The sequence below is a fragment of the Escherichia sp. KTE52 genome, from assembly GCF_000408325.1.
GTDB classification, from domain to species: domain Bacteria; phylum Pseudomonadota; class Gammaproteobacteria; order Enterobacterales; family Enterobacteriaceae; genus Escherichia; species Escherichia marmotae.
The window spans coordinates 928,544-952,226 of record NZ_KE138680.1; the positions used below are offsets into that span (position 1 = coordinate 928,544).

Below are 23,683 nucleotides of genomic sequence, written 5' to 3' on the forward strand. Positions count from 1 at the left end.
GATTGCCGCCCGAGTATACCCGATCGCAGCGGCATTAAGAGAGGCGCTATCTGAAAACTTACCAGTCGGCGTAAGGTATCAGCGGCTGCGGCGGTAAATCCATGTCGCCCTGCCATCCGGCGGCGGAATACCGTACATAGAGCAGGAAATGGCTGGGCGCATAATCTTTCGCCTGCTGGATATCGATTGCCGTACCGACAAACCAGTTGGATGTGACGCGGCGTTCAAGTAATGCCCGCGCCGTGTAGCCAAAGCCCTGACTGCTGCCACCGTCGTTGGTCTGGCCGGCTGCATCGTCTTTCCAGTCAGTCGGGATCAGGTTCATCAGCGGATAACGCGGCATGGTTTTGGTTCGTGAATGCGACCACGAGCCAGACGCCCCCAGCTCCCACGACCAGTTTTCCGTCCGCTCACGCCACATCACCGGTACGGCAAACGACAGGTATTCCTGCGGGCTGTAGTAACCGCCCTGACCGAGTGAGTACCCACTCAGGTCTTTGTCGTAATGCCAGATCATATTGTTCAGACCAATGGTGACGCGGCGATTGTTCTGGTTGATGACTTTATAGTAATAGCCCGTCATCCAGCGCACGCGCCAGTTATCTTCAACATTTTTGCCGGTTAACTGGTCGCCGCTAAGCGATGCCCAGACGCCGTTCGCTTCACCTTTATCGTAGCTCAGGCTTAGCCCCACGCCATCAGCACGCACGCCGCCCCATTTTTTCCCGGTGTTGCCCGGGGAGTCTTTTTGCCCGCCAAAGGCCAGCAAGGAACTGGAGATGGGGCGACGATGGGCGTTAATGGTGTAACCAAGCGGCCCCACGTCGTCGCTGTAACTGATGCCGCCAACGACATCCACCACGTTGAAGCCCATCGGCGTGGTGCCGATATCCCAGCTCCAGACGTCATTGCGCCAGCCGACAGCAACGCTGGCACCGGAATCCGACTGACTGCGATTGCCGCTACAATCCTGTAACGTACAGGTGCCCCAGTTGTTATCCCATTTACCCTCAGCGTCGGCGGAGAAACTGCCAACGTTCATATTGACGAAATCACTGCGGAAGAACATTCGCCCGTCGGAATACGGCGCATCCACCTGCAACATGGTGGTGTGCGCTTTCAGATCAGAATAGCCACCAGTACCGCTCGAACCCCAGTAATCATGTTCGAGGGTGACGTTGAGATCCTGCTGACGATAGAGGTCCGCCGCATCGCTGCGCACGCCGCGTTTCAGCCAGTCGTCCTTCTCGTCATTGCGGGTCAGACGGGTAAAGGTGTCGTTATCCTGCGGACGCGTTGTCGCCACACCGGATGCGACCATTGCGTCTTTGTAGGTTTCCAGCGCCTGCTGCGGTTCCCCCGCCTGCGCTTCAAAACTCGCGCCATCGCGCAGTACCATCGCGCTTTCCATCGACGGTGGTTGAGATTTTGCCTGTGGGATCAGCCTGTTAAACGTCTGCTGCGCCGCCGCGGTATCGCCAAGCTGTGCCTGCACCAGCGCCACACGCCGTTGCGTGTTCAGCGACGCGTTATCGGTGGCGGGCAGTTTCGCCAGTTGGCTGCGCGCTGCCGCTTTGTCGCCTGCAGCAATATCCACTTCCGTCAGGCCAAGAATGGCGTCGATGTTATTCGGCTCGCGCGTCAGGACATTCTGATACGCAGCGCGGGCGGCGGTGTAATCACGCCGTTGCTGCGCCCAGTCGGCCAGCGTGAGGTCAATGCGCGTGGAAGGTGGTTGCTGGCGCAGCATCGCTTCCGCTTCGGCCTCTTTGCCGCTTTCCCGCAGACGGTTAGCGGTTTCCAGCACCTGATCGCTTTGCAGCCGATTAACCAGCTCCTGAATATTGCTGTTCCACTGCGCGCGCGGCAGGCTGTTGATATGCGCCAGCGCCGCCCGCTCCTGATCGTGACCGGAGAGATACAGCCCGTAAGCGTAAACCTGCTCCGGATCGTCTGGTTTCTGCTGTGCCAGATTGCGCATCAGGGTATCGGCCTGGCTACGTTGCCCGGCCTGCCAGAGATCCTGCGACAGCCGGTAAGTAATCCATACACTGCCGGGATCCAGCGCCAGCCGTTGCCGCTGAAGCGCTGCCGCCTGCGCCCATTTGCCCTGATTTTCCAGTGCCTCCGCCTGCTGTGCCAGACGATCGTTTTGCAGGCTGCGTTCGATGTCATCAACGCTGCGCCGCTGGCTGGCCGGGAGCGAGGCAATAAACGCTTCGGCTTTTTCCGGTGACTGCTGGCGATAAATATTCGCCAGTCCGCGCACGGCGTTGGTGTTGCTGCTGTCCATGCGCAGCGTCTGCTGATAATAACGTTCCGCGGCGGGGTAATCTTTGCGCGCCATTGCCACATCACCCAGTCCCAGCACTGCATAGCTGTCGGCGTTATCAACACTGCGCGCCTGCCGGAACAACCGTTCGGCCTGCTCTGGATTATTGGCTTTCAGCGCAGCATCACCCTGCTGGATCGCCAGCCAGTAGCGGTTCACTTTCAACAGGCTGTTCCACTTGTCATTGTTACTGCTGTGCGGGTCCAGCGCGAGGGCTTTTTCCAGATTCACCACCGCATTCGCGCGATCGCCTTTCTGGGAATACGCCTGGCCCAGCGCACCCAAAGCTTCACTGTCTTTCGGGTTAGCGCGCACCGCCTGTTGCAGTTCGGGAATAGCTTTACCCGCCATGCCTGAATCCACCGCGGCTAAACCTTGCGCACGAGCGCGGAAATTAGGATCAGCCAGTTGTTTTTGTTGTTCTGCCAGTTGCGATTGCGCCAGTGCCACACTATCGCCATCGCTAAAGATTGAGAGATATTTTTTCAGCGCCTGCACGCTGGCATCACTGACAGGCATGTCTTTTATCTGTGCGTACCAGATTTTAGCGGCACCCTCTCGCCCGGCGTTGGATTTCGCCATCTGTTCCAGCACGGCAAAACCTTCGTCACGGCGATCGCTGCTAAACAGCAATAACGCCAAATTGTTTTGCAACCCCGTATTGCCCGGTGTATCCGCATTGATGCGTTTTAGCTGATTAATCGCTTCGCCACGACGCGCCGGAATTTTCGCCACTGTACTCCAGTACTCGACGGCAATATCACCTTCCGGCGGCGCTCCGTTAAACAGTTTGTTGTAACCTGCCACGGCTTCTTCTGCGTGCCCCGTGGTGGCCTGTAAACGCGCCTGTTGCAGTGCCTGACGACCATCTGCCGTGGAAAGCAGCATGATGGTACGCGACGATTTATACGCATTTGAACTCGGCGCTAATTGCGACAGTCGGTCGAGCTGTTTTTGCGCCCCGTCAGTGTCTCCCTGACGTAATAATGAACGAAAACGAGCAGCAACCACATCCGGGTTATTCGGATCGATAAGCTCCAGACGATACAGCGACTGCTGCACCAGGTCTTCACGATGGGTAGCTTCGCCCACCCGAACCTGCTCCAGCAACTGTTGCTGGGCGGTTGGTGCCGCCTCGACCATCGGCATCATGGCCAGACCGAGGGAAAGCGTAAGGATATTTAGTGTGAATTTGCGCATTCCAGGCCCCAGTCAGGTAATAACTCACCCTTTGTCGAGAAGCGAAAACGGTGTTGATCCCAGCCTTGTCCAAACAGGGTCAACACATAGTTGTAATAGGCATCGCTACCAGGAAAGTTATCGGCTACGCGCTGGCGCTGTACAGCCTGCGCATCACGGTTCTGAAGAAACGGCAACATAGCCGCAGAAAAACCGACTGGCCCTTTACCCTGCGCTTTCCCCGTCGCGACATCAACTTTCTCCGGTGGATAACCATTTTTCTCGGTAAATGTTGCCATCGGTTTAAAACGGTTGAGCATCCGCGCTTTTTGCGGATCGCTATCCGGCATCATGCCGACCCACATATAGACGCGAATAGCGTCGTAACTGCTGATCAACGTTTTCTCCGGCTTTAACTGCCAACCTTTGTCTTTCTCATAGCGTACCCAGTCTGGTGAAAAACCTTTCGGTGCAGTTTCCAGCAGTAAGCGCTGATTGGTTTCGCGCAGCGTAGTCCACGGCGCGCCAAAGCGGGTGAAATACTGCGCCAGCGTTGGAGGCAGGTAACTCGGGTTAAAGCGCCAGGTGTTATCCTCAGCAAAGCCCACTTTGCCCGGTAACAGCATGGAACCCAACCCTGGCACCGTCACCACTTCTTCTTGCGCAATGCGTTTTAACAACGCGCTACCGATGTCGGTATAGCGTTGCTCTTTCCACAATCGTCCTGCTTCCAGCAGTGACCAGGCCATCCAGATATCGCCGTCAGAGGCTGAGTTACTGTCCAGCACTTCCCACTTCGTGTTCTCTTTCTTGCCCCATAGCCAGGCGGGCAAATGTTCTTTTAATGACCCCTGGGCGAGATTGTTCTGCGTCCAGTCGAGAAGGTTGTCGAAAGCCGCACGGTCGTTAGCCGCCAGGGCAAAGAACATGCCGTAACTTTGCCCTTCGGAGGTGGTAATTTTGCGCGCATCACTGGGGTCAATGACGCGCCCCTCCTGACTGATGTAATCCTTTTTGAACTGCTCCCAGGCAGGCCAACTGCAGGCAGCCTGAACACTAAAGGCAGCCAGCAGCAGCATCGTCACGATTCCACTACGCAAAACATTCATCATCAATTACTCATTATCCGGGTTAAGACGACGACGGCTGATGATACGCAGCAGACGCCACAGTACCCAGGCCAGCAACACCACGCTGATTGCCGCCAGCACCGCCAGCAGAATCGGGTGATTCGCCAGTGCATACCACAAGCGTTCGAACCACGGCAGATGTCCGACGTAATAGATATCACCGACACGCAAACTGTTTACGCCAGATTCACGGATCACCGCTACCGAGCCAAACATGGTGGCGCGTTTGCCGCTGTCGTTCACCGCATCGTTAAGCATTTCATAACCGCGAGGGCTGTCCGCCAGCAGCGCAATCACACTGCGCTGGTCGTTATACGGTGACTGGAAGCCAATCACCGCCGCCATCGCGCCGGAAGACGTCAGCGTTGACTGGGTTTCTGCCGCGCGGTCGTTTTCGTCCGGCACAATCCCCGGGAATGGCGTCTGACGCATCGGCGTTTTCACCCAGCTTTCTGTGGCCTGTACCAACATATCGATCTGCTTATCGTCTTTCAGTTTTTCAGGGATACCGCCGATGATCATGATATCGGCGTCTTTCCCCTGAATGGCGCTGCCGTCATCGGTCACCGTCAGGTTAATCGCCGGGAAGCCCGTCTGTGCGCCAATAAAGCCAACGGTATTGAGCAGCGTTTCCATCTGCGCTTCATTTGGCGTTTTTGGCATCACGGTGATGGTTTGCGACAGATCCGCCATCCGGCTGAACGGGAAGCCCGCGTTAGCAAACGCGCGCAAATCCGGCATCGGTATAAAGTGGTAATACTTCGAGAAGTCGATGGTGGAGTCATCGCCAATCACCACGTGATTCTGCACCGGCTGGAAGGTAATACAGTTATTCACCGAACCGCCCGGCATCGGGTTCATGTATTCAAAGTCAAAGCGTAACTGGTTGGTGGCTCCCAGTTTCAGCGCCGGAATCGAGACATCGGTTTTACCATCCAACAAGCCTTGTAACACAGGTATACGCAGCAGCAGGCGATTTGCCTCCTGTTTGCTACTCAGATTGAAGGATTGCAGGAACTGGTTGTTCAGGCTGATATCCATCCGTGAACTGTCTTTCACCGGCGGCGTGGTGTAGCGATAGTTGATATCCATATCGATACCGGTACTACGCATCAGATAGAGATCCGGCGGCAAGTTTAGCGAGACGTTAATCGCAGCCGGTTCCAGACCGCTGGACTGTAACTGTTCTTCATAGGTTTTCAGCTCGCCAAAGGTGACCGGACGATCGGTACGCACCCAGTTCGGCGCATCGTACGGCTTACGTGGCAGCAGCGGTTTGACTTCTTTCACTTCTACGCTGTCGCCGCGGAACAGAATATTGCCCTGGGCGATACCTTTCGCTGCCTGCAACAGGTCTTTGTCGTCACGACCAAAAACCACCAACAGCTTGACGTAAGGATTTTCCGGATGGTTGATCATCTCAATCACCGGGGCTTTTACTGCCGGATGATCGCGCAGGAAGTCCGGGCGTTTGTCGTTAGTGGCAAAAACAATGGCATTGCGATCAGGAAGTTGATTATAGAGTACCGGGAAGTTCTGCCCACGCCAGCCGGAACGGGAACCAAACCACGAGGCAACAATGGCGGAAGCCTGTTGCAGCCCCACATCCGGCGCACCGGCAAAGACCATCGGGAGCGTATTAGTACGGTTATCGCGTGGGTCGAAGAACGGTATCGGGAAGTGCGACAGGTCATTTTTCACATTCAGTGATTGATACGTCAGATCCAGCCCACTACTGCGTCCGACATCCAGCCAAAGTGTGGTGCTGGCCGGGTTTTCGCACACATCCTGATAATGACCGACAAACTCCAGCCGCACGCGGTTGAAGTCGGTAATAAACAGCGGATTAATCGGCATTTGCGCCAGTGTCTTTTTACCCAACTGTTCTTTGGTCACTGGCAGCACACCCATCAGTTCATCATTCAGATAAACCTTTAACTGCGACTGGACAGGCAGCAATGACGGCGACGGCGTATATTCAAGGTTAAGCATCGCCTTCGTTACCACTTCGTCGCTGCGCATACCAAACTCAATACTGCCGTTCGGGTTGATGCCACGCAGCACCATGCTGCCCGGCGGCGGCGCGATTTGCGCAAAAGTCAGCTTCACATCCCGTGAAGGGCCGTTCTGCGCGACGACTGGCGCATCCGCTCCCTGCACGCCCGGCATCACCTGCCCCACCTGCGGGCTCTGCTCCGCCTGAGTAGGTACGGCTGGCTCAGCATTGATCAGTGGTTGCGTTGCAGGCGTCGCATGCGTCATGTAAGAAGGGAATGCACTCATCCCCATTGCCACTGCACAAATCCAGAATAGTTTTCTTTTCATCGCGTTATCATCATTGTTGAGCCAAAACCTGATCCGATGGTTGTACCGTTTCGCTCCGCTCCGGGCGGCGCGGAATGAACGAAACAACCCAGGAAACCAGAGAAGTCAGCGCGCGGAAAATGCCCTTCACTGAAGAAGGCGCAAACTCCGCCAGATGGCGGTAGCCACGGAAGCCGAGCTTCAGAATATCCAGCAGACTTTCCAGCGGCTTATCTTCCGGGTAGCTGTCCTGCCAGAGCGCCCATGTATCCGCACGGGCAAACGTACACTGCACAAAATCGATATGTTGCTGGGTAGTAAGCGGCATCAATTGCAGCCCAACTTCGTTACCCATCACGCGCGCCACCTGAGTCGGGAAGACATATTCCTGCTGACCGCGTTTGAGCAGTAAGTTCACCTTCTGTCCTTCCAGAATCTGCGCCTGACCGTTGATCTTGATCCCCAGACCGCCGTCAGAGAAGTCCTGAACAGTGCAGGAGAAAAGGTGGCCGTCTTCGCGGGCAATGGCCGCTGGCATCGTCATTTCTACACGATGCGAACGCCGTACCTGTTTACTTTCAACCGATACCGCTACCGCGCCGCCGAGAATAATCAGGTTGTAGAACACCCACACCATACTGACAACCACGGTGAGCATTTCAGTTGGCGGGCCGTAGAAGTAACGCCAGATGCCAACAGCGACACCAAACAGGTTGAGCAGGACGAGGAAGATGTACGGTCGCGAGATCACCCAATCGACATATTCTTCCTCCACCAGGCCGCCTTTGGCGGTGACGTTAAATTTGCCTTTATGCGGGTTAATTAACGCCACCAGCGTCGGCGGCGCGATATACCACGCCAGCACTGTTTCGTAGATTTCACTCCAGAACGAGTGGCGATATTTACCCTGAATCTTCGAGTTGGTCAGGCTGGCATGGATCATGTGCGGCAGCACAAACAACGCGATCATCAACGCGGGTGCGTAGATGATGTAAGCATGAAGCAGCAGGAACGCCAGCGGCGCGGTCAGGAAGATCAGCCGTGGAATGCCCGACAAGAAGTGGAACATGGCGTTGACGTAACACAGCCGTTGCGCGAACTTCAACCCTTTACCGGTAAGCGGGTTATCAAGACGGAAGATTTGCACCATCCCACGCGCCCAGCGAATACGCTGACCGATATGTGCCGACAGGCTTTCGGTCGCCAACCCCGCCGCTTGCGGAATACGCATATACGCAGAGGTGTAGCCACGACGGTGCAAACGCAGAGATGTATGCGCATCTTCGGTCACGGTTTCGACAGCAATGCCGCCGATCTCATCTAACGGCTTACGGCGAATCACCGCACAAGAACCGCAGAAGAAGGTGGCATCCCACATATCGTTACCGTCCTGCACCAGACCGTAGAACAGCGTGCCTTCATTCGGCGTTTTACGAAAACGCCCCAGGTTGCGTTCAAATGGGTCTGGTGAGAAGAAATGGTGCGGTGTCTGCATCATCGCCAACTGCTTCTCTTTCAGGAACCAGCCCATCGTCATTTGCAGGAACGAGCGCGTCGGTACGTGGTCGCAGTCAAAAATCGACACGAACTCGCCTTTGGCATATTTCAGTGCGTTGTTGATATTTCCGGCTTTAGCGTGTTCATGAGTTGTTCGGGCGATATATTTCACCCCAACATTTTGTGCAAACTGACGAAACTCTTCCCTGCCGCCATCGTCGAGGATCCAGATATTGAGTTTATCTTTCGGCCAGTCGATACCCAGCGAGGCGTAAATCGTATTTTTCACCACGCTAAGATCTTCGTTGTATGTCGGCACAAAAATATCCACCGATGGCCATTGCGACATATCTTTTGGCAGCGGTACTGGCTGACGGTTCAGCGGCCATACCACCTGGAAGTAGCCAAGCACCAGCACAATCCACGCGTAAGTTTCCGCGAACAGCAGAATTAAGCCACACACCAGGCTAACCGGATCGTCCCAGTTCAGCGTGGAAGTGTAGCGCCACCAGATATAACGGCACGAAACGGTGAGCGACAGCACAATCAGCATCAGTGCAGAGAAGCGTCCCGGTAAACGCCGCACCATTAGCGCTACACCCCACAGCAACATCAGGAAGATAAACTGTGACAGTGGGTTAAACGGCTGGGTGACGCAAATCAGCGCCAGAATCAGCGAGAACGTCACGATGATGCCAAGAATAAAGCGCCGTGCTCCGGCGCTTATATGGCCCAGCTCTTTTTTCTCATCAAGATGTTGCGTGTTATGACTGAAGCGAGCCGGAAGCTCATCCATCCATTGATGATAACGACCACGAATATTCTGCAAGCGTGAAAACGAACGCCAGCGCGGTTTCGCCGTTTCTCTGCGTGAAGCACTGATTAACAACCAGCAGGTCTGGATTACATAGCGGACCGGATCCAGCGGACGCGGGCGCGCGGCGTTGATATGCGGATAAAGGTTTTTATGTTCTGCTCGAATACGCTGCCAGCGCGGATGTTCCAGCGGAATAAATACCCAGGCGAGAATCAGCCAAAAACAGCCGAGCGTCGCGCTAAAAGGCGACGCGCCGTGACGACGATATTCCCGATAACGCCCGATAAGACGTGCGTTGACCGGCGGGATAAGCAACCACCGGGTCAGAATACTCATGATTCGCTCCCGGCTGACGCTTTCAGCCCGGAATAGTTCAACAGACACCAGTTCGCCAGCGTTAGAATCTCTTCTGCCGCCAACGCATCGCTACGGTATTCGCCCAACGGTTGTTTTGCCGCCAGACATTCAGCCATCGCTTCATCACGATGGATCAACATCGGCAACAAGCGCCGCTGGCTTTGCAACCATAGTTGGTAAATATCATCCTGAACCTGGCTACCTACGCGAAAATCATTAATTAAAATATGCGCGCCAGCAGGTAGTACCTGCTGATGCAGCCGAATATGACAGTTGGCATCCACTTTAACGATTGCCAGGGTGTGATCGCACAGACTCAGCAACTGATGCGTTATCTGCGAGGCGTCGCGTGGTAAATCGATCAAAATCCATTGATAACGCCCGCTAGCTTTCAGTTGCTGAATACCGGTGCAAATCTCGCCCAATCGCGTTTGCCAGTGTTGGGGATTTTCATGTTCTTCGAGAGTCAGTTGACCAAAGGGCAGCAGATCGAGCTGCGAGGTATAACGTAGCCCGGCATCACGCCAGTCCTGACCATCCAGCATGGCTCTTGCCCAGCCCTGACGGTGAGAAAAATCAACGTTAAATGACAGGCGCAGCAAATTGTCCGGGCAGGCATCGACCACCAGGACATTTTCTCCTAACATTTGCAATGACCAGCCTAACGCGGCAGTGATGGTTGTAGTACCCACGCCACCCCGCACCCCCTGCAATCCCAGTACGGCCATTTACCACTCCCCTACTTCTGCTGCGCAAACTCAGCCAACAGCGGCCAGCGTTTTAATGCTGCAGCCAACTGTTCGCGTTGAGAAATATCGGCATAATCAATATCAGGCAGTGAAAAAGCCTGTTTTAGCGCCAAAATATCATTCTGGAAGATATAGCCTATCGCGGGATCAGGCAGAATATCGGGTTCATTGTTATTCATTATGGATGATCCCTATGAAATAAACATATTACACAGTAAGACACTTTCACCGCTTTATTGCTAACGGTGGCACAGAAGTTCGCTCATTTTTTGGCTTTCCGTTACGCAACAGAAAAACTAAAAAACGAAAAGGCTGATATCACAAGGCTTCTGACCTGCTAAATTGATTCACATGCTAAATCTGATAAGTTTTAATTTCAATGGTAGGTTTATTTCTTAGCTTTCGCTAGTAAACTGATAATCAGACAAAATGGCGACTTGAGGGACACTGTGGACCCTGTATTCTCTATCGGTATCTCATCCTTATGGGATGAGCTGCGACATATGCCAGCAGGCGGCACCTGGTGGTTTAACGTCGATCGCTATGAAGATGCTATCAGTCTGGTGAATCAAACCATTGCATCTCAGGCCGAAACCGCGAAAGTCGCGGTCATTAGCATGGACAACGATCCTGACAAATACTTCAAATTAGATGATTCTCAAGGACCAGAAAAAATAAAATTATTTTCGATGCTAAATCATGAAAAGGGTCTATACTATTTGCCACGTGATTTACAGTGTTCTATTGATCCTCAAAATTACCTTTTCATTCTTTTTTGCGCAAATAACGCATGGCAAAACATTCCTGCCGAGCGGCTTCGCTTATGGCTGGAGAAAATGAACAAGTGGAGTAGATTAAACCATTGTTCACTGCTGGTAATTAATCCTGGAAATAATAACGATAAACAATTTTCATTGTTGTTGGAGGAGTACCGTTCGCTTTTTGGACTCGCCAGTTTACGTTTTCAGGGTGATCAGCATCTGCTGGATATCGCCTTTTGGTGTAACGAAAAAGGCGTCAGCGCCCGTCAGCAACTGACCGTCCAGCATCAAAATGGCATCTGGGCGTTAGTTCAGCGTGAAGAGGCAGAGATCCAACCACGCAGCGATGAAAAACGTATTCTCAGTAATATTGCTGTACTGGAAGGCGCGCCACCGCTATCGGAACACTGGAAGCTATTCGACAATAACGAAGCCTTGTTCAATGAAGCCCGTACCGCTCAGGCAGCAACGGTCGTTTTCTCTTTACAGCAAAATGGACAAATTGAACCTTTGGCCCGCAGTATTCATACTCTGCGCCGCCAGCGTGGCAGCGCATTGAAAATCCTCGTGCGGGAAAATATCGCCAGCCTGCGCGCCACCGACGAGCGTTTATTGTTGGCCTGCGGCGCAAATATGGTTATTCCATGGAACGCTCCACTCTCTCGCTGTCTGACGATGATTGAAAGCGTGCAGGGGCAGAAGTTCAGTCGCTATGTACCGGAAGATATCACCACACTGCTGTCGATGACTCAGCCGATTAAACTGCGGGGGTTTCAGAAGTGGGATGTGTTCTGTGATGCGGTTAATAACATGATGAATAACACCTTGTTACCTGCTCACGGTAAAGGCGTTCTGGTGGCTCTGCGCCCGGTGCCTGGCATCCGTGTCGAGCAAGCACTGACGCTGTGCCGCCCTAATCGTACCGGAGATATTATGACGATTGGTGGCAATCGACTGGTGCTGTTTCTCTCTTTCTGCCGGATTAATGATCTGGATACCGCGTTGAACCATATTTTCCCACTGCCTACTGGCGATATTTTCTCCAACCGCATGGTTTGGTTTGAAGATGACCAAATCAGCGCCGAGCTGGTGCAAATGCGCCTGTTAGCGCCGGAACAATGGGGTATGCCGCTGCCTTTAACGCAAGGCTCCACGCCAATCATTAATGCCGAACACGATGGTCGCAACTGGCGACGCATACCTGAACCACTGAGATTGCTGGATGATGCTGTGGAGCGTTCATCATGATGACCATCAGCGATATCATTGAAATTATTATCGTTTGTGCACTGATATTTTTCCCGCTGGGCTATCTGGCTCGACATTCTCTGCGGCGTATTCGTGACACTTTGCGTTTGTTATTCGCTAAACCTCGTTATGTAAAACCGGCCGGTACATTACGCCGTGCGGAAAAAGCCAGGGCAACCAAAAAATGACTCAATTTACCCAAAACACTGCTATGCCTTCTTCCCTCTGGCAATACTGGCGCGGCCTTTCTGGCTGGAACTTCTATTTTCTGGTTAAGTTCGGCCTGCTGTGGGCGGGCTATCTTAACTTCCATCCGCTACTAAACCTGGTATTTGCCGCGTTCCTGCTGATGCCGATTCCACGCTACAGCCTGCACCGTCTACGTCACTGGATAGCCCTGCCAATCGGTTTTGCATTGTTCTGGCACGACACCTGGTTGCCTGGCCCGGAAAGCATCATGAGTCAGGGTTCGCAGGTCGCCGGTTTCAGTACCGATTATTTAATCGACCTCGTCACTCGCTTTATTAACTGGCAGATGATCGGAGCCATTTTTGTATTGTTAGTGGCCTGGTTATTCCTGTCGCAATGGATTCGCGTCACCATTTTTGTCGTCGCCATTCTGGTGTGGTTGAACGTACTTACCCTGGCGGGTCCAAGTTTCTCCCTCTGGCCAGCCGGTCAACCGACCACGACGGTGACAACGACAGGTGGCAACGCAGCAGCAACTGTCGCTGCCGCAGGCGGTACGCCGGTGGTTGGTGATATGCCTGCGCAAACCGCGCCGCCGACAACCGCAAACCTTAATGCCTGGCTGAGTAATTTCTATAACGCCGAAGCGAAACGTAAGTCAACCTTCCCATCTGCTCTTCCGGCTGATGCACAGCCATTTGAATTGCTGGTCATCAACATCTGCTCACTCTCCTGGTCGGACATTGAAGCTGCCGGGTTAATGTCGCATCCGTTATGGTCGCATTTTGATATTGAGTTCAAGAACTTCAACTCCGCCACCTCATACAGCGGTCCGGCGGCAATTCGTCTGCTGCGCGCCAGTTGTGGGCAGACTTCGCACACCAATCTGTATCAACCAGCCAATAATGACTGCTATCTGTTCGATAACTTGTCAAAACTGGGCTTCACCCAGCACTTGATGATGGGGCATAACGGCCAGTTCGGCGGCTTCCTGAAAGAAGTGCGCGAAAATGGCGGTATGCAGACAGAATTGATGGATCAAACAAACCTGCCGGTTATTTTACTGGGCTTTGATGGTTCGCCAGTTTATGACGATACCGCCGTGCTTAACCGCTGGCTGGACGTAACCGAAAAAGATAAAAACACCCGCAGTGCCACGTTCTACAACACGCTTCCACTGCATGATGGCAACCATTATCCGGGCGTCAGTAAAACAGCAGACTACAAAGCGCGGGCGCAGAAGTTCTTTGATGAACTGGACGCCTTCTTTACCGAGCTGGAGAAATCGGACCGTAAAGTGATGGTCGTCGTCGTACCAGAGCACGGCGGCGCGCTGAAAGGTGACAGAATGCAGGTATCAGGTCTGCGTGATATCCCTAGCCCATCAATCACTGATGTCCCCGTTGGCGTAAAATTCTTCGGCATGAAGGCACCGCATCAAGGCGCACCGATTGTTATCGACCAACCCAGCAGCTTCCTGGCAATTTCTGACCTGGTGGTTCGTGTTCTCGACGGTAAAATTTTCACCGAAGACAATGTTGACTGGAAAAAACTCACCAGCGGATTGCCACAAACAGCGCCGGTATCTGAGAATTCAAACGCGGTGGTGATTCAATACCAGAACAAACCTTACGTTCGGTTGAATGGTGGTGATTGGGTGCCATACCCGCAGTAAACTCGAAAAAGGCCGCAGAGTTTTATCCCTGCGGCCTGGTCCGGGCGCAAATTGCCATTACGGCAGCCGACGCCCGCATGGCATGTTACTTCCGCTTATTCAGCCAGCTCACGATCAGGCTGGCGAGAATGCCAGCAATGACCGGAGCCGCTAAATCGTGCCAGAAGGCCATGCCTAACTGCGCGAGCGTCATATAGCCGCCTGTGTTGTAATGACAACGTTTCGCGGCTATTCTTGAGTTGTTTGGGTTCAAGAATGGCCCCCGTGATGTTGTCAGGTATATATCTGCAACGTGCGGGGGTTTTCTCTTTCCAGCAACCAATGCCACCAGGGATAAAGCCCCGCAACATTGCGCCTCACCGGAACCCTCCGGCTTGCCGCTGATTCTACGGCAGCGTATCTGTCCTGAAATCTCTCAATTTTTCACTCTGTGCTGCGCATTCCGCAGAATATTATCGGCTTGCAGCCGTTGCATTTTTCTCACGAAAAAGACCGCAGAGTTTTATCCCTGCGGCCTGGTTCGGGCGCAAATTGCCATTACGGCAGCCGACGCCCGCATGGCACGTTACTTCCGCTTATTCAGCCAGCTCACGATCAGGCTGGCAAGGATGCCAGCAATGACCGGAGCCGCTAAATCGTGCCAGAAGGCCATGCCTAACTGCGCGAGCGTCATATAGCCGCCTGTGTTGTAATAACAACGTTTCGCGGCTATTCTTGAGTTGTTTGGGTTCAAGAATGGCCCCCGTGATGTTGTCAGGTATATATCTGCAACGTGCGGGGGTTTTCTCTTTCCAGCAACCAATGCCACCAGGGATAAAGCCCCCGCAACATTGCGCCTCACCGGAACCCGGTGGCTTGCCGCTGATTCTACTGACGCTTTCTGCCCCTGGTATCTGCCTGTTTTTCACTTTGCGCGATGCATTCCAGCTTATTTTCATGTTTGCAGAATTTTCACTGTCCGCATTACCCGCGATCTGACACCAGGCTGGTAGTGAAATGCGCAATTTTGTAGAATTGCGCCTCCTCGCGATTCTCCCCGGTGAATCTGTTGCCTCATTCTTAGCACACTGCGTATTCGACTTCTCCGCCTGTTGCGCAAGAGAAACGGGGGATAACCATCTTTGCGGGGCTGACTTCTTTCTGGACAGGACTTTATGCAGGACAACACATTACAACTACGCGATCAGAAATTGCCATTTACGCGATACGACTTCGGCTGGGTTTTATTATGCATAGGAATGGCAATTGGTGCCGGAACGGTGCTGATGCCAGTACAAATTGGGCTGAAGGGAATTTGGGTATTTATCACCGCAGCCATTATTGCTTATCCGGCAACCTGGGTAGTACAGGATATTTATTTAAAAACACTTTCTGAAAGTGACTCCTGTAATGACTACACCGATATTATCAGTCATTACCTGGGGAAGAACTGGGGAATATTCCTCGGCGTCATTTACTTTTTGATGATTATCCACGGAATTTTTATCTATTCCTTATCTGTGGTTTTCGACAGTGCTTCATATCTGAAAACCTTCGGGTTGACTGATACCGATCTTTCACAATCTTTAGTCTATAAAGTGGCTATTTTCGCCATACTGGTCGCTATCGCTTCCGGTGGAGAACGGTTGTTGTTTAAGATTTCCGGGCCAATGGTAGTGGTCAAAGTGGGCATTATTGTGGTGTTCGGTTTTGCAATGATCCCCCACTGGAATTTCGCCAATATAACCGCTTTTCCGGAGGCTTCTGTCTTCTTCCGCGATGTCCTGCTCACGATTCCTTTTTGCTTCTTTTCTGCGGTATTTATTCAGGTGCTTAACCCGATGAATATTGCCTACCGTAAACGGGAAGCAAATAAAATACTGGCAACACGACTCGCACTGCGTACTCACCGGATTAGCTATATCACGCTCATCGCAGTAATTCTGTTTTTTGCCTTTTCGTTTACCTTTTCGATTAGCCATGAAGAGGCGGTTTCCGCGTTTGAGCAAAATATCTCAGCACTGGCGTTGGCCGCTCAGGTGATCCCCGGGCATATCATCCATATCACCTCTACGGTGTTGAATATCTTTGCTGTACTTACCGCTTTCTTTGGCATTTACCTTGGATTCCACGAGGCCATTAAAGGCATTATTATCAATCTGTTAAGCCGAATTATTGATACCCAGAAAATTAACTCACGCATGCTGACACTGGCAATTTGCGCTTTTATCGTCATTACGTTGACCATTTGGGTTTCATTTCGGGTATCGGTGCTGGTGTTCTTTCAGTTAGGAAGTCCGTTATATGGCATTGTGTCGTGCCTCATTCCGTTTTTCCTGATCTATAAAGTCGCACAACTGGAAAAACTTCGCGGGTTTAAAACCTGGCTGATTCTGCTGTACGGTATTTTGCTGTGCTTGTCGCCACTGTTGAAGTTGATTGAGTAAAAGCAACGGGGCTACTCACAGCAGCCCCAGACGATGTCGATAGCATTGCAGTACAGCCTGGATACGCTCCTGAGTCACAAAAAGGGTCAAAAAAGACATGTATTCGATATGTAAAACACTAAAAGATTATTTTTGATATGAGACCGGCATGAAAACCGGTCTCATCGGGTGGGTTATACAACTGGCTTCTGCGGATTTTCATCCTGATCAACAGCAAAGCAGGCCACCAGTTGACCGCCATAGTCTTTTAGCTGCGGCTGCAACTGTGTGCAGAGGCCGAAACGTCTACGACAGCGAGCGTTGAAGGCGCAACCCGGCGGTGGATTCAGTGGGCTTGGCAGTTCACCGGTGAGCTTGATGCGTTCGCGACGATCGTCCGGGTTCAGGCGCGGCGTCGCAGAGAGCAGCGCCTGAGTGTACGGATGACGCGGGTTATTGAAGATTTGCTCCTTCGTTCCCTTCTCCACGCAGCGCCCCAGGTACATCACCATCACTTCATCGGCAATGTGCTCCACCACCGACAGGTCGTGCGAGATAAAGACATAAGAAAGCCCCAGCTCTTGCTGTAGGTCCATCATCAGGTTGAGCACCTGCGCACGCACCGAGACGTCCAGCGCGGAAACCGGTTCGTCGGCAATCACCACGTCCGGGTCAAGCATCAACCCACGGGCGATGGCGATGCGCTGACGCTGTCCGCCGGAGAACATATGCGGATAGCGGTCGTAATGCTCGGTTTTCAGGCCGACTTTCGCCATCATCGACAGGGCTTTTTCCCGACGCTGTTCTTTGCTTAAGTTGGTGTTAATCAGCAGCGGCTCTTCGAGAATTTGCCCGACTTTTTTACGTGGATTCAGCGAACCGTAGGGGTTCTGGAAGACGATCTGGATTTTCTGCCGACGCAGTTTCTGCGCCTGCGGATCGTGCTTGAGCAGATCCTGCCCCTGGTAATACAGTTCGCCGCCGGTCGGCGTTTCGATCATCGTCAGCAACCGACCGAGGGTCGATTTACCGCAGCCAGATTCTCCCACCACCGCCAGCGTTTTGCCGCGTTCAAGGGTAAACGAAACGCCGTCCAGCGCCTTCACCAGACGTTCCGGCGCGAACATACCTTTCTTCACCGGATAATGCTTTTTCAGGTCGATAGCCTGCAACAATGGCTGTTGCGAGGTGGCCTCTTGCGTACTCATAGTGTGGGCCTCCCGGCATCATCAAGTGGGTAATGGCATTTGGACTGACGCCCGTCAGCGAGCATATTCAGCGCCGGTTCTTCAGCGCGGCATTTGTCAGTGGCATAGGGGCAGCGCGGATTAAGCAGGCAGCCGTTCGGGCGGTCGTATTTTCCGGGAACCACACCAGGTAACGACGCCAGACGTTCTTTGTCCTGGGCAAATTCCGGCAACGCACGCAACAATGCCTGGGTATATGGATGACGTGGCGCACGGAAGATAGCGTGGGCATCACCCGTTTCCACCACCTGACCGGCATACATCACGATGATTTTATGCGCCGCTTCCGCCACCAGCGCCAGGTCATGCGTAATCAATACCAGCGCCATGTTCTCTTTCTGCTGTAACTCCAGCAGCAGTTCGATGATTTGCGCCTGAATGGTCACGTCCAGCGCGGTGGTCGGTTCATCGGCAATCAGCAGTTTTGGCCGACAGGCAATTGCCATCGCGATCATTACACGCTGGCTCATCCCGCCGGAAAGTTGATGCGGGTAAACGTCCAGACGCGATGCCGGATCGGGGATGCCGACCAGATTCAACAGGTCAATCGCTCGCTGACGGCGGGTGCTTTTGTTACCCCCCTGATGCACCTTAATCGCTTCCATAATCTGGAAACCAACGGTGTAACACGGGTTGAGACTGGTCATCGGGTCCTGGAAGATCATCGCGACTTCGGCACCGACCAGGTTGCGGCGCTCTTTTTCCGAAATACGCTGCAAATCCTGACCGTTAAATTCCAGCTTTTCTGCCATCACGCGACCGGGATAATCAATCAGCCCCATAATCGCCAGCGAACTAACCGATTTGCCAGAACCAGACTCGCCAACAATGCCAACCACTTCGCCCTGTTTCACGCTGTAGCTGATGCGGTCTACGGCGCGGAATGGTGCGCTTTCATCACCGAAATGCACCGATAATTTATCTATATTTAATAACGCCATCTCGAACCTCTTACTGCTTCAGTTTGGGATCGAGCGCGTCACGCAGACCGTCACCCATCAGGTTAAATGCCAGCACCGTCAGCAGGATCGCCAGACCCGGGAAGGTCACGACCCACCAGGCACTTTGCGCGAACTGCAATACATCGGAGAGCATGGTGCCCCATTCCGGCGTTGGCGGTTGCGCGCCCATGCCAAGGAAGCCGAGGGCAGCCATATCGAGAATGGCGTTAGAGAAGCCGAGCGACGCCTGAACAATCAGTGGTGCAAGGCAGTTAGGGAGAATATTGACGAACATCTGGCGCAGCGCCCCAGCCCCCGCCACGCGGGAAGCCGTCACATAGTCGCGGTTCACTTCCACCAGCACGGCAGCGCGCGTCAAACGGACGTAATGCGGCAGGGCGACAAAGGTTAATGCCAGCGCGGCGTTGCCGATAGATGGGCCGAAGATAGCCACCAGCACCAGCGCCAGCAGCAGGCTTGGCAGCGCCAGCATGATATCGACCACGCGCATGATGATGTTATCGACCAGACCGCCAAAGTAACCAGCGATCAAGCCGAGAATAACGCCCATAATCAGCGACAATACCACCACCAGACAACCGACCAGCAGTGACAGCCGGGCACCATACATCAGGCGCGACATCACATCGCGACCGACGTCATCGGTGCCGAGCAAATGCGCCATGCTGCCGCCTTCCTGCCAGGCTGGCGGGGCGAGCAGCGCATCGCGGAACTGCTCCGCCGGGTTATACGGCGCAATCCAGTTGGCAAAAATCGCGATAAACAGCACGATGACCACGTAAACAAGCCCGACGACTGCGCCTTTGTTGCGTTTAAAATAGTGCCAGAACTCCTGTAACGGGGTCATCGGCACCGGTGCAGTAATCACTTTATTTTCAGTAACCTGTGACATGATGTTCCCTTACTTCTTATGACGAATACGCGGGTTCACCACGCCGTACAGCAGATCGACCAGCAGATTGACGAGGATAATCATCGTCGCCACCAGCAATACGCCCCCCTGCACTACCGGATAATCGCGGCGTTGCAGCGCGTCAATCAACCAGCGCCCCAGACCCGGCCAGGAGAAAATGGTTTCGGTCAGAATCGCCCCCGCCAGCAGCGTGCCCACCTGCAGGCCGATCACGGTCACCACCGGCAGCATGGCGTTGCGCAGCGCATGGACGATAATCACCCTAAGGCGGGTCAGGCCTTTGGCGCGAGCGGTGCGGATATAGTCTTCGCCCAGCACTTCCAGCATCGAGGAGCGCGTCATACGAACGATAACCGCCAGCGGAATCGTACCCAGCACCATCGCAGGTAAGATCATATGTGCGACGGCGTCGATAAAGTTACCGTCTTCACCCCAGATGGCGGTGTCGATCAACATAAAACCGGTTAATGGATTAGCGTCATCGAGGAACACCATGTCGCTCACGCGACCGGAGACCGGCGTCAGGTTCCAGTGCACTGAAACCAGCATGATCAGCATCATGCCCCACCAGAAGATCGGCATTGAATAGCCGGTCAGCGCCAGACCAACCGCCGTGTGATCGAAAATGGAACCCCGTTTAACTGCCGCCAGCACACCAACCGGAATGCCGACCGCGGTCGCAAAAATCATCGCGCAGACGCCAAGTTCCAGCGTGGCCTGGAAGCGCGGCACGAACTCTTCCCACACCGGGATGCGGCTTTTCATCGAAATGCCTAAATCGCCATGCATAACGCCCCAAATGTAGTGGAGGTACTGCTGCCACATCGGTTTATCTAAGCCGAGTTCAGCCAGCAGTTGCGCATGACGTTCTGGGGAGATCCCACGTTCGCCCGCCATGATCATCACCGGATCGCCGGGGATCATGTGGACAAAGGCAAAAGTGAGAAGGGTAATACCGATAAACGTGGGGATGACGAGTCCCAAACGTCGGAGAATAAACTGCAACATAACCCGGATTCTCTGTAGTGACGCACAGCCTGGAACTGCGTGTCTGCATTGCTCACCAATCAATTCCTGTCCTTATCGGGCAGGGAATGAAGTATTGCTACCGGATGGCGCTGCGCGCAGAGGCCAGCGCCACCGGGTATACAGATTGTTGACAAAGTGCGCTTTGTTCATGCCGGATGCGCCGTTAACGCCTTATCCGGCCTACAAAATCTTGCAAACTCAATGCATTGCAAAATTCTCGTAGGCCTGATGAGCGGAACGCATCAGGCAGTTTTGCGTTTGTCATCAGTCTCGTATGGCTTTTAATTATTCAATAGAGACGTTTTCGAAGTGATGTTTGCCTAATGGATCAACCACATAGCCTTTAACTTCTTTACGTACCGGTTCAAACACGGTGGAGTGAGCGATGATCAGTGCCGGAGCCTGATCGTGCATGACCACCTGCGCTTGTTTATACAGTTCAACACGTTTGTTGTGGTCGTCGGTAGCACGCGCCGGTTGAATCAGATCTTCAAACGGTTTGTAGCACCATTTTGAGTAGTTAGAGCCTTGTTCAGAAGCAGCGCAGCTAAACAGGGTGGCGAAGAAGTTATCCGGGTCCCCATTGTCGCCAGTCCAGCCCATCATTACTGTCTGGTGCTCGCCATCTTTTGCACGCTTGAGGTACTCACCCCATTCGTAAGTGACGATTTTGGCCTGTACGCCCACTTTCGCCCAGTCAGCCTGAATCATCTCTGCCATGCGACGAGCATTCGGGTTATACGGACGTTGTACTGGCATTGCCCACAGATCGATGGAGAAGCCTTTTTCCAGACCCGCTTCTTTCAGCAAAGCTTTCGCCTTTTCTGGATCGTAGGTGTAGTCCTGAACGTCGTCGTTATAGCCCCACATAGTTGGTGGGATCAGGTTTTTTGCTGCCACGCCAGCGCCCTGATAAACCGCTTTGATGATCGCGTCTTTGTTCACCGCGTAGGTCAATGCCTGACGAACTTTCACGTCATCCAGTGGTTTTTTCTGCACGTTATACGAGAGGTAGCCAACGTTCAGCCCCGGCATCTCCATCAGGTTGATGGATTTATCCTGCTTCATGCGGGCGATATCTGCCGGGTTCGGGTACGGCATCACCTGGCATTCGTTCTTCTGCAACTTAGCGTAACGCACGGAAGCGTCAGGGGTAATAGAGAAGACCAGCGTGTCGATCTGCGGTTTGGTGCCCCAGTAGCCATCAAACGCTTTGTAACGAATACGGGAATCTTTTTGATACTGCTGTAACTGGAACGGGCCGGTGCCGATTGGGTTGAGGTCCAGTTTTTCCGGCGTACCGGCTTTCATCATCGCGTCAGCATATTCTTTTGACAGAATAGAGGCGAAGTCCATTGCCAGGTCAGCCAGGAACGGCGCTTCCGGGCGAGTCAGCACGAACTGAACGGTGTTGTCATCCACCTTTTTCACTTCGCTGATCAGCTCCGGCAAGCCCATGCCTTCGAAGTATTCGTAGCTGCCGCCAGAAACTTTATGGTACGGGTTTTGCGCATTTTTCTGACGATCGAACGAGAACACCACGTCATCGGCGTTCAGTTCACGCGTCGGTTTAAATTCTTTGTTGTCGTGCCACTTCACACCTTTACGCAGATGGAAAGTATAGGTTTTACCGTCGTCGCTGACTTCCCACTTTTCAGCGAGGCCGGGGATCACTTCGGTGGTGCCGATTTTAAATTCAACCAGGCGGTTATAAAGCGGTACAGAAGAGGCGTCATAGGTGGTGCCAGAGGTAAACAGTTGCGGGTTAAACCCTTCCGGAGAACCTTCTGAACAATAAACCAGAGTTTTAGCCTGAACACTTGCTGCAACGGTCATAGCCACCAGGCTGAGACCAAGCTTTAGCATCCCTGACTTTTTCAAGGAAATACGCATTATTCTGCTCCAATTGTGATGTTTGTTGTTTTAACCCTTTGCAGTGGGTTGTCGCCGCCTGACCTTTTTTGTTTTTTGCCCGGTCGGGTCAACGTAAAGAGGTGGGGATGCCGTACTTATTTACATCAGTGTAACAGTGCGGATCCTCCATAAAATGCCCCTCATGACCTACAATCTGTCAACAGAATGTGAAAACGTCAATACAGCCAACCGGGATTTACAACAACGGTGAGATTCCACAAACAAAGATTAAAAAAACTTCGCAAGGCTATTTGCAGCAGAGAAATTTGTGCTATGCCAACATAACCAGAACAATCACCTTAATATTTCGCAACAACTGGTGATTAAGTTTTAGGCAGATAATGAAAAAAATCTGATGGAATGGTGGTTATCTGAGCGATTAATACCGCGAACGTTAAAGCGCACAGCGGAAAATGCCAGCGCCAGCCATAAGTAACGCAAGAAAAGATTTAAGCAAATATAAAAAAAGACAATGGAATATGTCACAAATCCGTTAATGGATAGTGAGATATGGGGCGCAAATTTGGCAGTGAAATGCGTGGTGTGTAGATTGGATAAAGCGTTTACGCCGCATCCGACAATGGGCTGACACATTTGCCTGATGCGACGCTGGCGCGGCTTATCTGGCCTGAGTTCGAGCGGGCACAAATGCAAAAAAGCCTGCTCGTTGAGCAGGCTTTTCGAATTTGGTCGGTGATAGAGGATTACTCGCCACTTCGTGGCTCGCCCTGCGGGCCGTTGCTGGCGCAACGTTCTCTCGCTTCGCTTGAGTCGAACCTCTCTGCCCCCGGAGGTTCTCATCCTCTTCAAACCGCAGAAAGCAAAAAACCAGCCCGTAGGCTGGTTTTTCTAAATTGGTCGGTGATAGAGGATTCGAACCTCCGACCCCTTCGTCCCGAACGAAGTGCGCTACCAGGCTGCGCCAATCACCGAATGCGGGGCGCATCTTACTGCGCAGATACGCCCTCGTCAATC

At 53.0% G+C, this 23,683-nt stretch carries 18 protein-coding genes, 1 tRNA gene and 1 other RNA gene; 5 read left to right on the top strand and 15 right to left on the bottom strand.

Annotated elements, in window-relative coordinates; all coding sequences use genetic code 11:
• Positions 1 to 58: 58 nt before the first annotated feature.
• Genes bcsC through bcsR form a run of 6 tightly spaced genes read right to left on the bottom strand, consistent with a single transcriptional unit; the run spans position 59 to position 10,544 of the window.
• On the bottom strand, positions 59 to 3,532 hold the full coding sequence (gene bcsC / locus A1SC_RS07180) for a cellulose synthase complex outer membrane protein BcsC (protein WP_016262649.1): 3,474 nt from the start codon (positions 3,530 to 3,532) through the stop codon (positions 59 to 61).
• Entirely contained in the window at positions 3,514 to 4,620 is a 1,107-nt protein-coding gene (gene bcsZ / locus A1SC_RS07175; protein ID WP_001517308.1) for a cellulose synthase complex periplasmic endoglucanase BcsZ, read from the bottom strand. Before bcsZ ends, bcsC begins: the two co-directional genes overlap by 19 nt.
• A gap of 6 nt (positions 4,621 to 4,626) precedes the next feature.
• Positions 4,627 to 6,966, bottom strand: a complete 2,340-nt coding sequence (gene bcsB, locus A1SC_RS07170; protein WP_010377576.1) for a cellulose biosynthesis cyclic di-GMP-binding regulatory protein BcsB — start codon at positions 6,964 to 6,966, stop codon at positions 4,627 to 4,629.
• A gap of 10 nt (positions 6,967 to 6,976) precedes the next feature.
• On the bottom strand, positions 6,977 to 9,595 hold the full coding sequence (gene bcsA, locus A1SC_RS07165) for a UDP-forming cellulose synthase catalytic subunit (protein WP_000025929.1): 2,619 nt from the start codon (positions 9,593 to 9,595) through the stop codon (positions 6,977 to 6,979).
• Complete coding sequence (gene bcsQ / locus A1SC_RS07160; protein WP_000279553.1) at positions 9,592 to 10,344, bottom strand: cellulose biosynthesis protein BcsQ; 753 nt, start codon at positions 10,342 to 10,344, stop codon at positions 9,592 to 9,594. Before bcsQ ends, bcsA begins: the two co-directional genes overlap by 4 nt.
• Before the next feature lie 11 nt (positions 10,345 to 10,355).
• Complete coding sequence (bcsR, locus tag A1SC_RS07155) at positions 10,356 to 10,544, bottom strand: cellulose biosynthesis protein BcsR (protein ID WP_001063312.1); 189 nt, start codon at positions 10,542 to 10,544, stop codon at positions 10,356 to 10,358.
• A 258-nt stretch (positions 10,545 to 10,802) separates the two neighbouring features.
• Between bcsR and bcsE the strand changes: the two genes are divergently transcribed.
• From bcsE to bcsG, 3 genes are read left to right on the top strand one after another with little or no spacing between them, the layout of a single operon-like run.
• Positions 10,803 to 12,374, top strand: a complete 1,572-nt coding sequence (gene bcsE, locus A1SC_RS07150) for a cellulose biosynthesis c-di-GMP-binding protein BcsE (protein ID WP_077767238.1) — start codon at positions 10,803 to 10,805, stop codon at positions 12,372 to 12,374.
• On the top strand, positions 12,371 to 12,562 hold the full coding sequence (gene bcsF, locus A1SC_RS07145) for a cellulose biosynthesis protein BcsF (RefSeq protein WP_000988302.1): 192 nt from the start codon (positions 12,371 to 12,373) through the stop codon (positions 12,560 to 12,562). The genes bcsE and bcsF overlap by 4 nt, the downstream gene beginning before the upstream one ends.
• Entirely contained in the window at positions 12,559 to 14,238 is a 1,680-nt protein-coding gene (bcsG, locus tag A1SC_RS07140) for a cellulose biosynthesis protein BcsG (RefSeq protein WP_000191615.1), read from the top strand. Before bcsF ends, bcsG begins: the two co-directional genes overlap by 4 nt.
• An 85-nt stretch (positions 14,239 to 14,323) precedes the next feature.
• Here bcsG and A1SC_RS22795 read toward each other — a convergent pair whose 3' ends face one another.
• A complete protein-coding gene (locus tag A1SC_RS22795; RefSeq protein ID WP_000170974.1) occupies positions 14,324 to 14,431 on the bottom strand; it encodes a type I toxin-antitoxin system toxin Ldr family protein in 108 nt (35 codons plus the stop codon).
• A gap of 372 nt (positions 14,432 to 14,803) precedes the next feature.
• Positions 14,804 to 14,911 carry a type I toxin-antitoxin system toxin Ldr family protein gene (locus tag A1SC_RS25215; protein WP_000170974.1) on the bottom strand — a complete coding sequence of 36 codons (108 nt, stop codon included), beginning with the start codon at positions 14,909 to 14,911 and terminating at the stop codon, positions 14,804 to 14,806.
• 74 nt (positions 14,912 to 14,985) lie between these two features.
• Between A1SC_RS25215 and A1SC_RS25510 the strand changes: the two genes are divergently transcribed.
• Together A1SC_RS25510 and A1SC_RS07135 are read left to right on the top strand one after the other, a co-directional pair.
• Positions 14,986 to 15,216: a hypothetical protein gene (locus tag A1SC_RS25510; protein WP_166697530.1), complete on the top strand. Its 231-nt coding sequence runs from the start codon at positions 14,986 to 14,988 to the stop codon at positions 15,214 to 15,216.
• Positions 15,217 to 15,392: 176 nt separating this feature from the next.
• Positions 15,393 to 16,664, top strand: a complete 1,272-nt coding sequence (locus A1SC_RS07135) for an SLC5/6 family protein (protein ID WP_001153786.1) — start codon at positions 15,393 to 15,395, stop codon at positions 16,662 to 16,664.
• A 173-nt stretch (positions 16,665 to 16,837) separates the two neighbouring features.
• Here the strand turns inward: A1SC_RS07135 and dppF are convergent, their stop codons facing one another.
• The 7 genes from dppF to A1SC_RS07105 all read right to left on the bottom strand — a co-directional run bounded on the left by dppF (position 16,838) and on the right by A1SC_RS07105 (position 23,640).
• Positions 16,838 to 17,851 (bottom strand): dipeptide ABC transporter ATP-binding subunit DppF, encoded by a 1,014-nt coding sequence (gene dppF, locus A1SC_RS07130; RefSeq protein ID WP_000107039.1) that lies wholly within the window; start codon positions 17,849 to 17,851, stop codon positions 16,838 to 16,840.
• Positions 17,848 to 18,831, bottom strand: coding sequence for a dipeptide ABC transporter ATP-binding protein (dppD, locus tag A1SC_RS07125; protein ID WP_001196443.1), 984 nt, complete (start codon positions 18,829 to 18,831; stop codon positions 17,848 to 17,850). Before dppD ends, dppF begins: the two co-directional genes overlap by 4 nt.
• 10 nt (positions 18,832 to 18,841) lie before the next feature.
• Positions 18,842 to 19,744, bottom strand: coding sequence for a dipeptide ABC transporter permease DppC (dppC, locus tag A1SC_RS07120; RefSeq protein WP_000084684.1), 903 nt, complete (start codon positions 19,742 to 19,744; stop codon positions 18,842 to 18,844).
• 9 nt (positions 19,745 to 19,753) lie between these two features.
• Entirely contained in the window at positions 19,754 to 20,773 is a 1,020-nt protein-coding gene (gene dppB / locus A1SC_RS07115; RefSeq protein ID WP_000938852.1) for a dipeptide ABC transporter permease DppB, read from the bottom strand.
• 306 nt (positions 20,774 to 21,079) lie between these two features.
• Positions 21,080 to 22,687, bottom strand: coding sequence for a dipeptide ABC transporter substrate-binding protein DppA (dppA, locus tag A1SC_RS07110; protein ID WP_016262652.1), 1,608 nt, complete (start codon positions 22,685 to 22,687; stop codon positions 21,080 to 21,082).
• Positions 22,688 to 23,395: 708 nt separating this feature from the next.
• A non-coding RNA gene (locus A1SC_RS22920) (RtT sRNA) lies at positions 23,396 to 23,530 on the bottom strand.
• A 33-nt stretch (positions 23,531 to 23,563) separates the two neighbouring features.
• Positions 23,564 to 23,640: transfer RNA gene (locus A1SC_RS07105), tRNA-Pro, on the bottom strand.
• Positions 23,641 to 23,683 lie beyond the last annotated feature (43 nt).

Bases quoted from the DNA above. Each gene is read 5' to 3' on its own strand.
- bcsC (WP_016262649.1), bottom strand. From the start codon at position 3,532: ATGCGCAAATTCACACTAAATATCCTTACGCTTTCCCTCGGTCTGGCC.
- bcsZ (WP_001517308.1), bottom strand. From the start codon at position 4,620: ATGAATGTTTTGCGTAGTGGAATCGTGACGATGCTGCTGCTGGCTGCC.
- bcsB (WP_010377576.1), bottom strand. From the start codon at position 6,966: ATGAAAAGAAAACTATTCTGGATTTGTGCAGTGGCAATGGGGATGAGT.
- bcsA (WP_000025929.1), bottom strand. From the start codon at position 9,595: ATGAGTATTCTGACCCGGTGGTTGCTTATCCCGCCGGTCAACGCACGT.
- bcsQ (WP_000279553.1), bottom strand. From the start codon at position 10,344: ATGGCCGTACTGGGATTGCAGGGGGTGCGGGGTGGCGTGGGTACTACA.
- bcsR (WP_001063312.1), bottom strand. From the start codon at position 10,544: ATGAATAACAATGAACCCGATATTCTGCCTGATCCCGCGATAGGCTAT.
- bcsF (WP_000988302.1), top strand. From the start codon at position 12,371: ATGATGACCATCAGCGATATCATTGAAATTATTATCGTTTGTGCACTG.
- bcsG (WP_000191615.1), top strand. From the start codon at position 12,559: ATGACTCAATTTACCCAAAACACTGCTATGCCTTCTTCCCTCTGGCAA.
- A1SC_RS22795 (WP_000170974.1), bottom strand. From the start codon at position 14,431: ATGACGCTCGCGCAGTTAGGCATGGCCTTCTGGCACGATTTAGCGGCT.
- A1SC_RS25215 (WP_000170974.1), bottom strand. From the start codon at position 14,911: ATGACGCTCGCGCAGTTAGGCATGGCCTTCTGGCACGATTTAGCGGCT.
- A1SC_RS25510 (WP_166697530.1), top strand. From the start codon at position 14,986: ATGTTGTCAGGTATATATCTGCAACGTGCGGGGGTTTTCTCTTTCCAG.
- A1SC_RS07135 (WP_001153786.1), top strand. From the start codon at position 15,393: ATGCAGGACAACACATTACAACTACGCGATCAGAAATTGCCATTTACG.
- dppF (WP_000107039.1), bottom strand. From the start codon at position 17,851: ATGAGTACGCAAGAGGCCACCTCGCAACAGCCATTGTTGCAGGCTATC.
- dppD (WP_001196443.1), bottom strand. From the start codon at position 18,831: ATGGCGTTATTAAATATAGATAAATTATCGGTGCATTTCGGTGATGAA.
- dppC (WP_000084684.1), bottom strand. From the start codon at position 19,744: ATGTCACAGGTTACTGAAAATAAAGTGATTACTGCACCGGTGCCGATG.
- dppB (WP_000938852.1), bottom strand. From the start codon at position 20,773: ATGTTGCAGTTTATTCTCCGACGTTTGGGACTCGTCATCCCCACGTTT.
- dppA (WP_016262652.1), bottom strand. From the start codon at position 22,687: ATGCGTATTTCCTTGAAAAAGTCAGGGATGCTAAAGCTTGGTCTCAGC.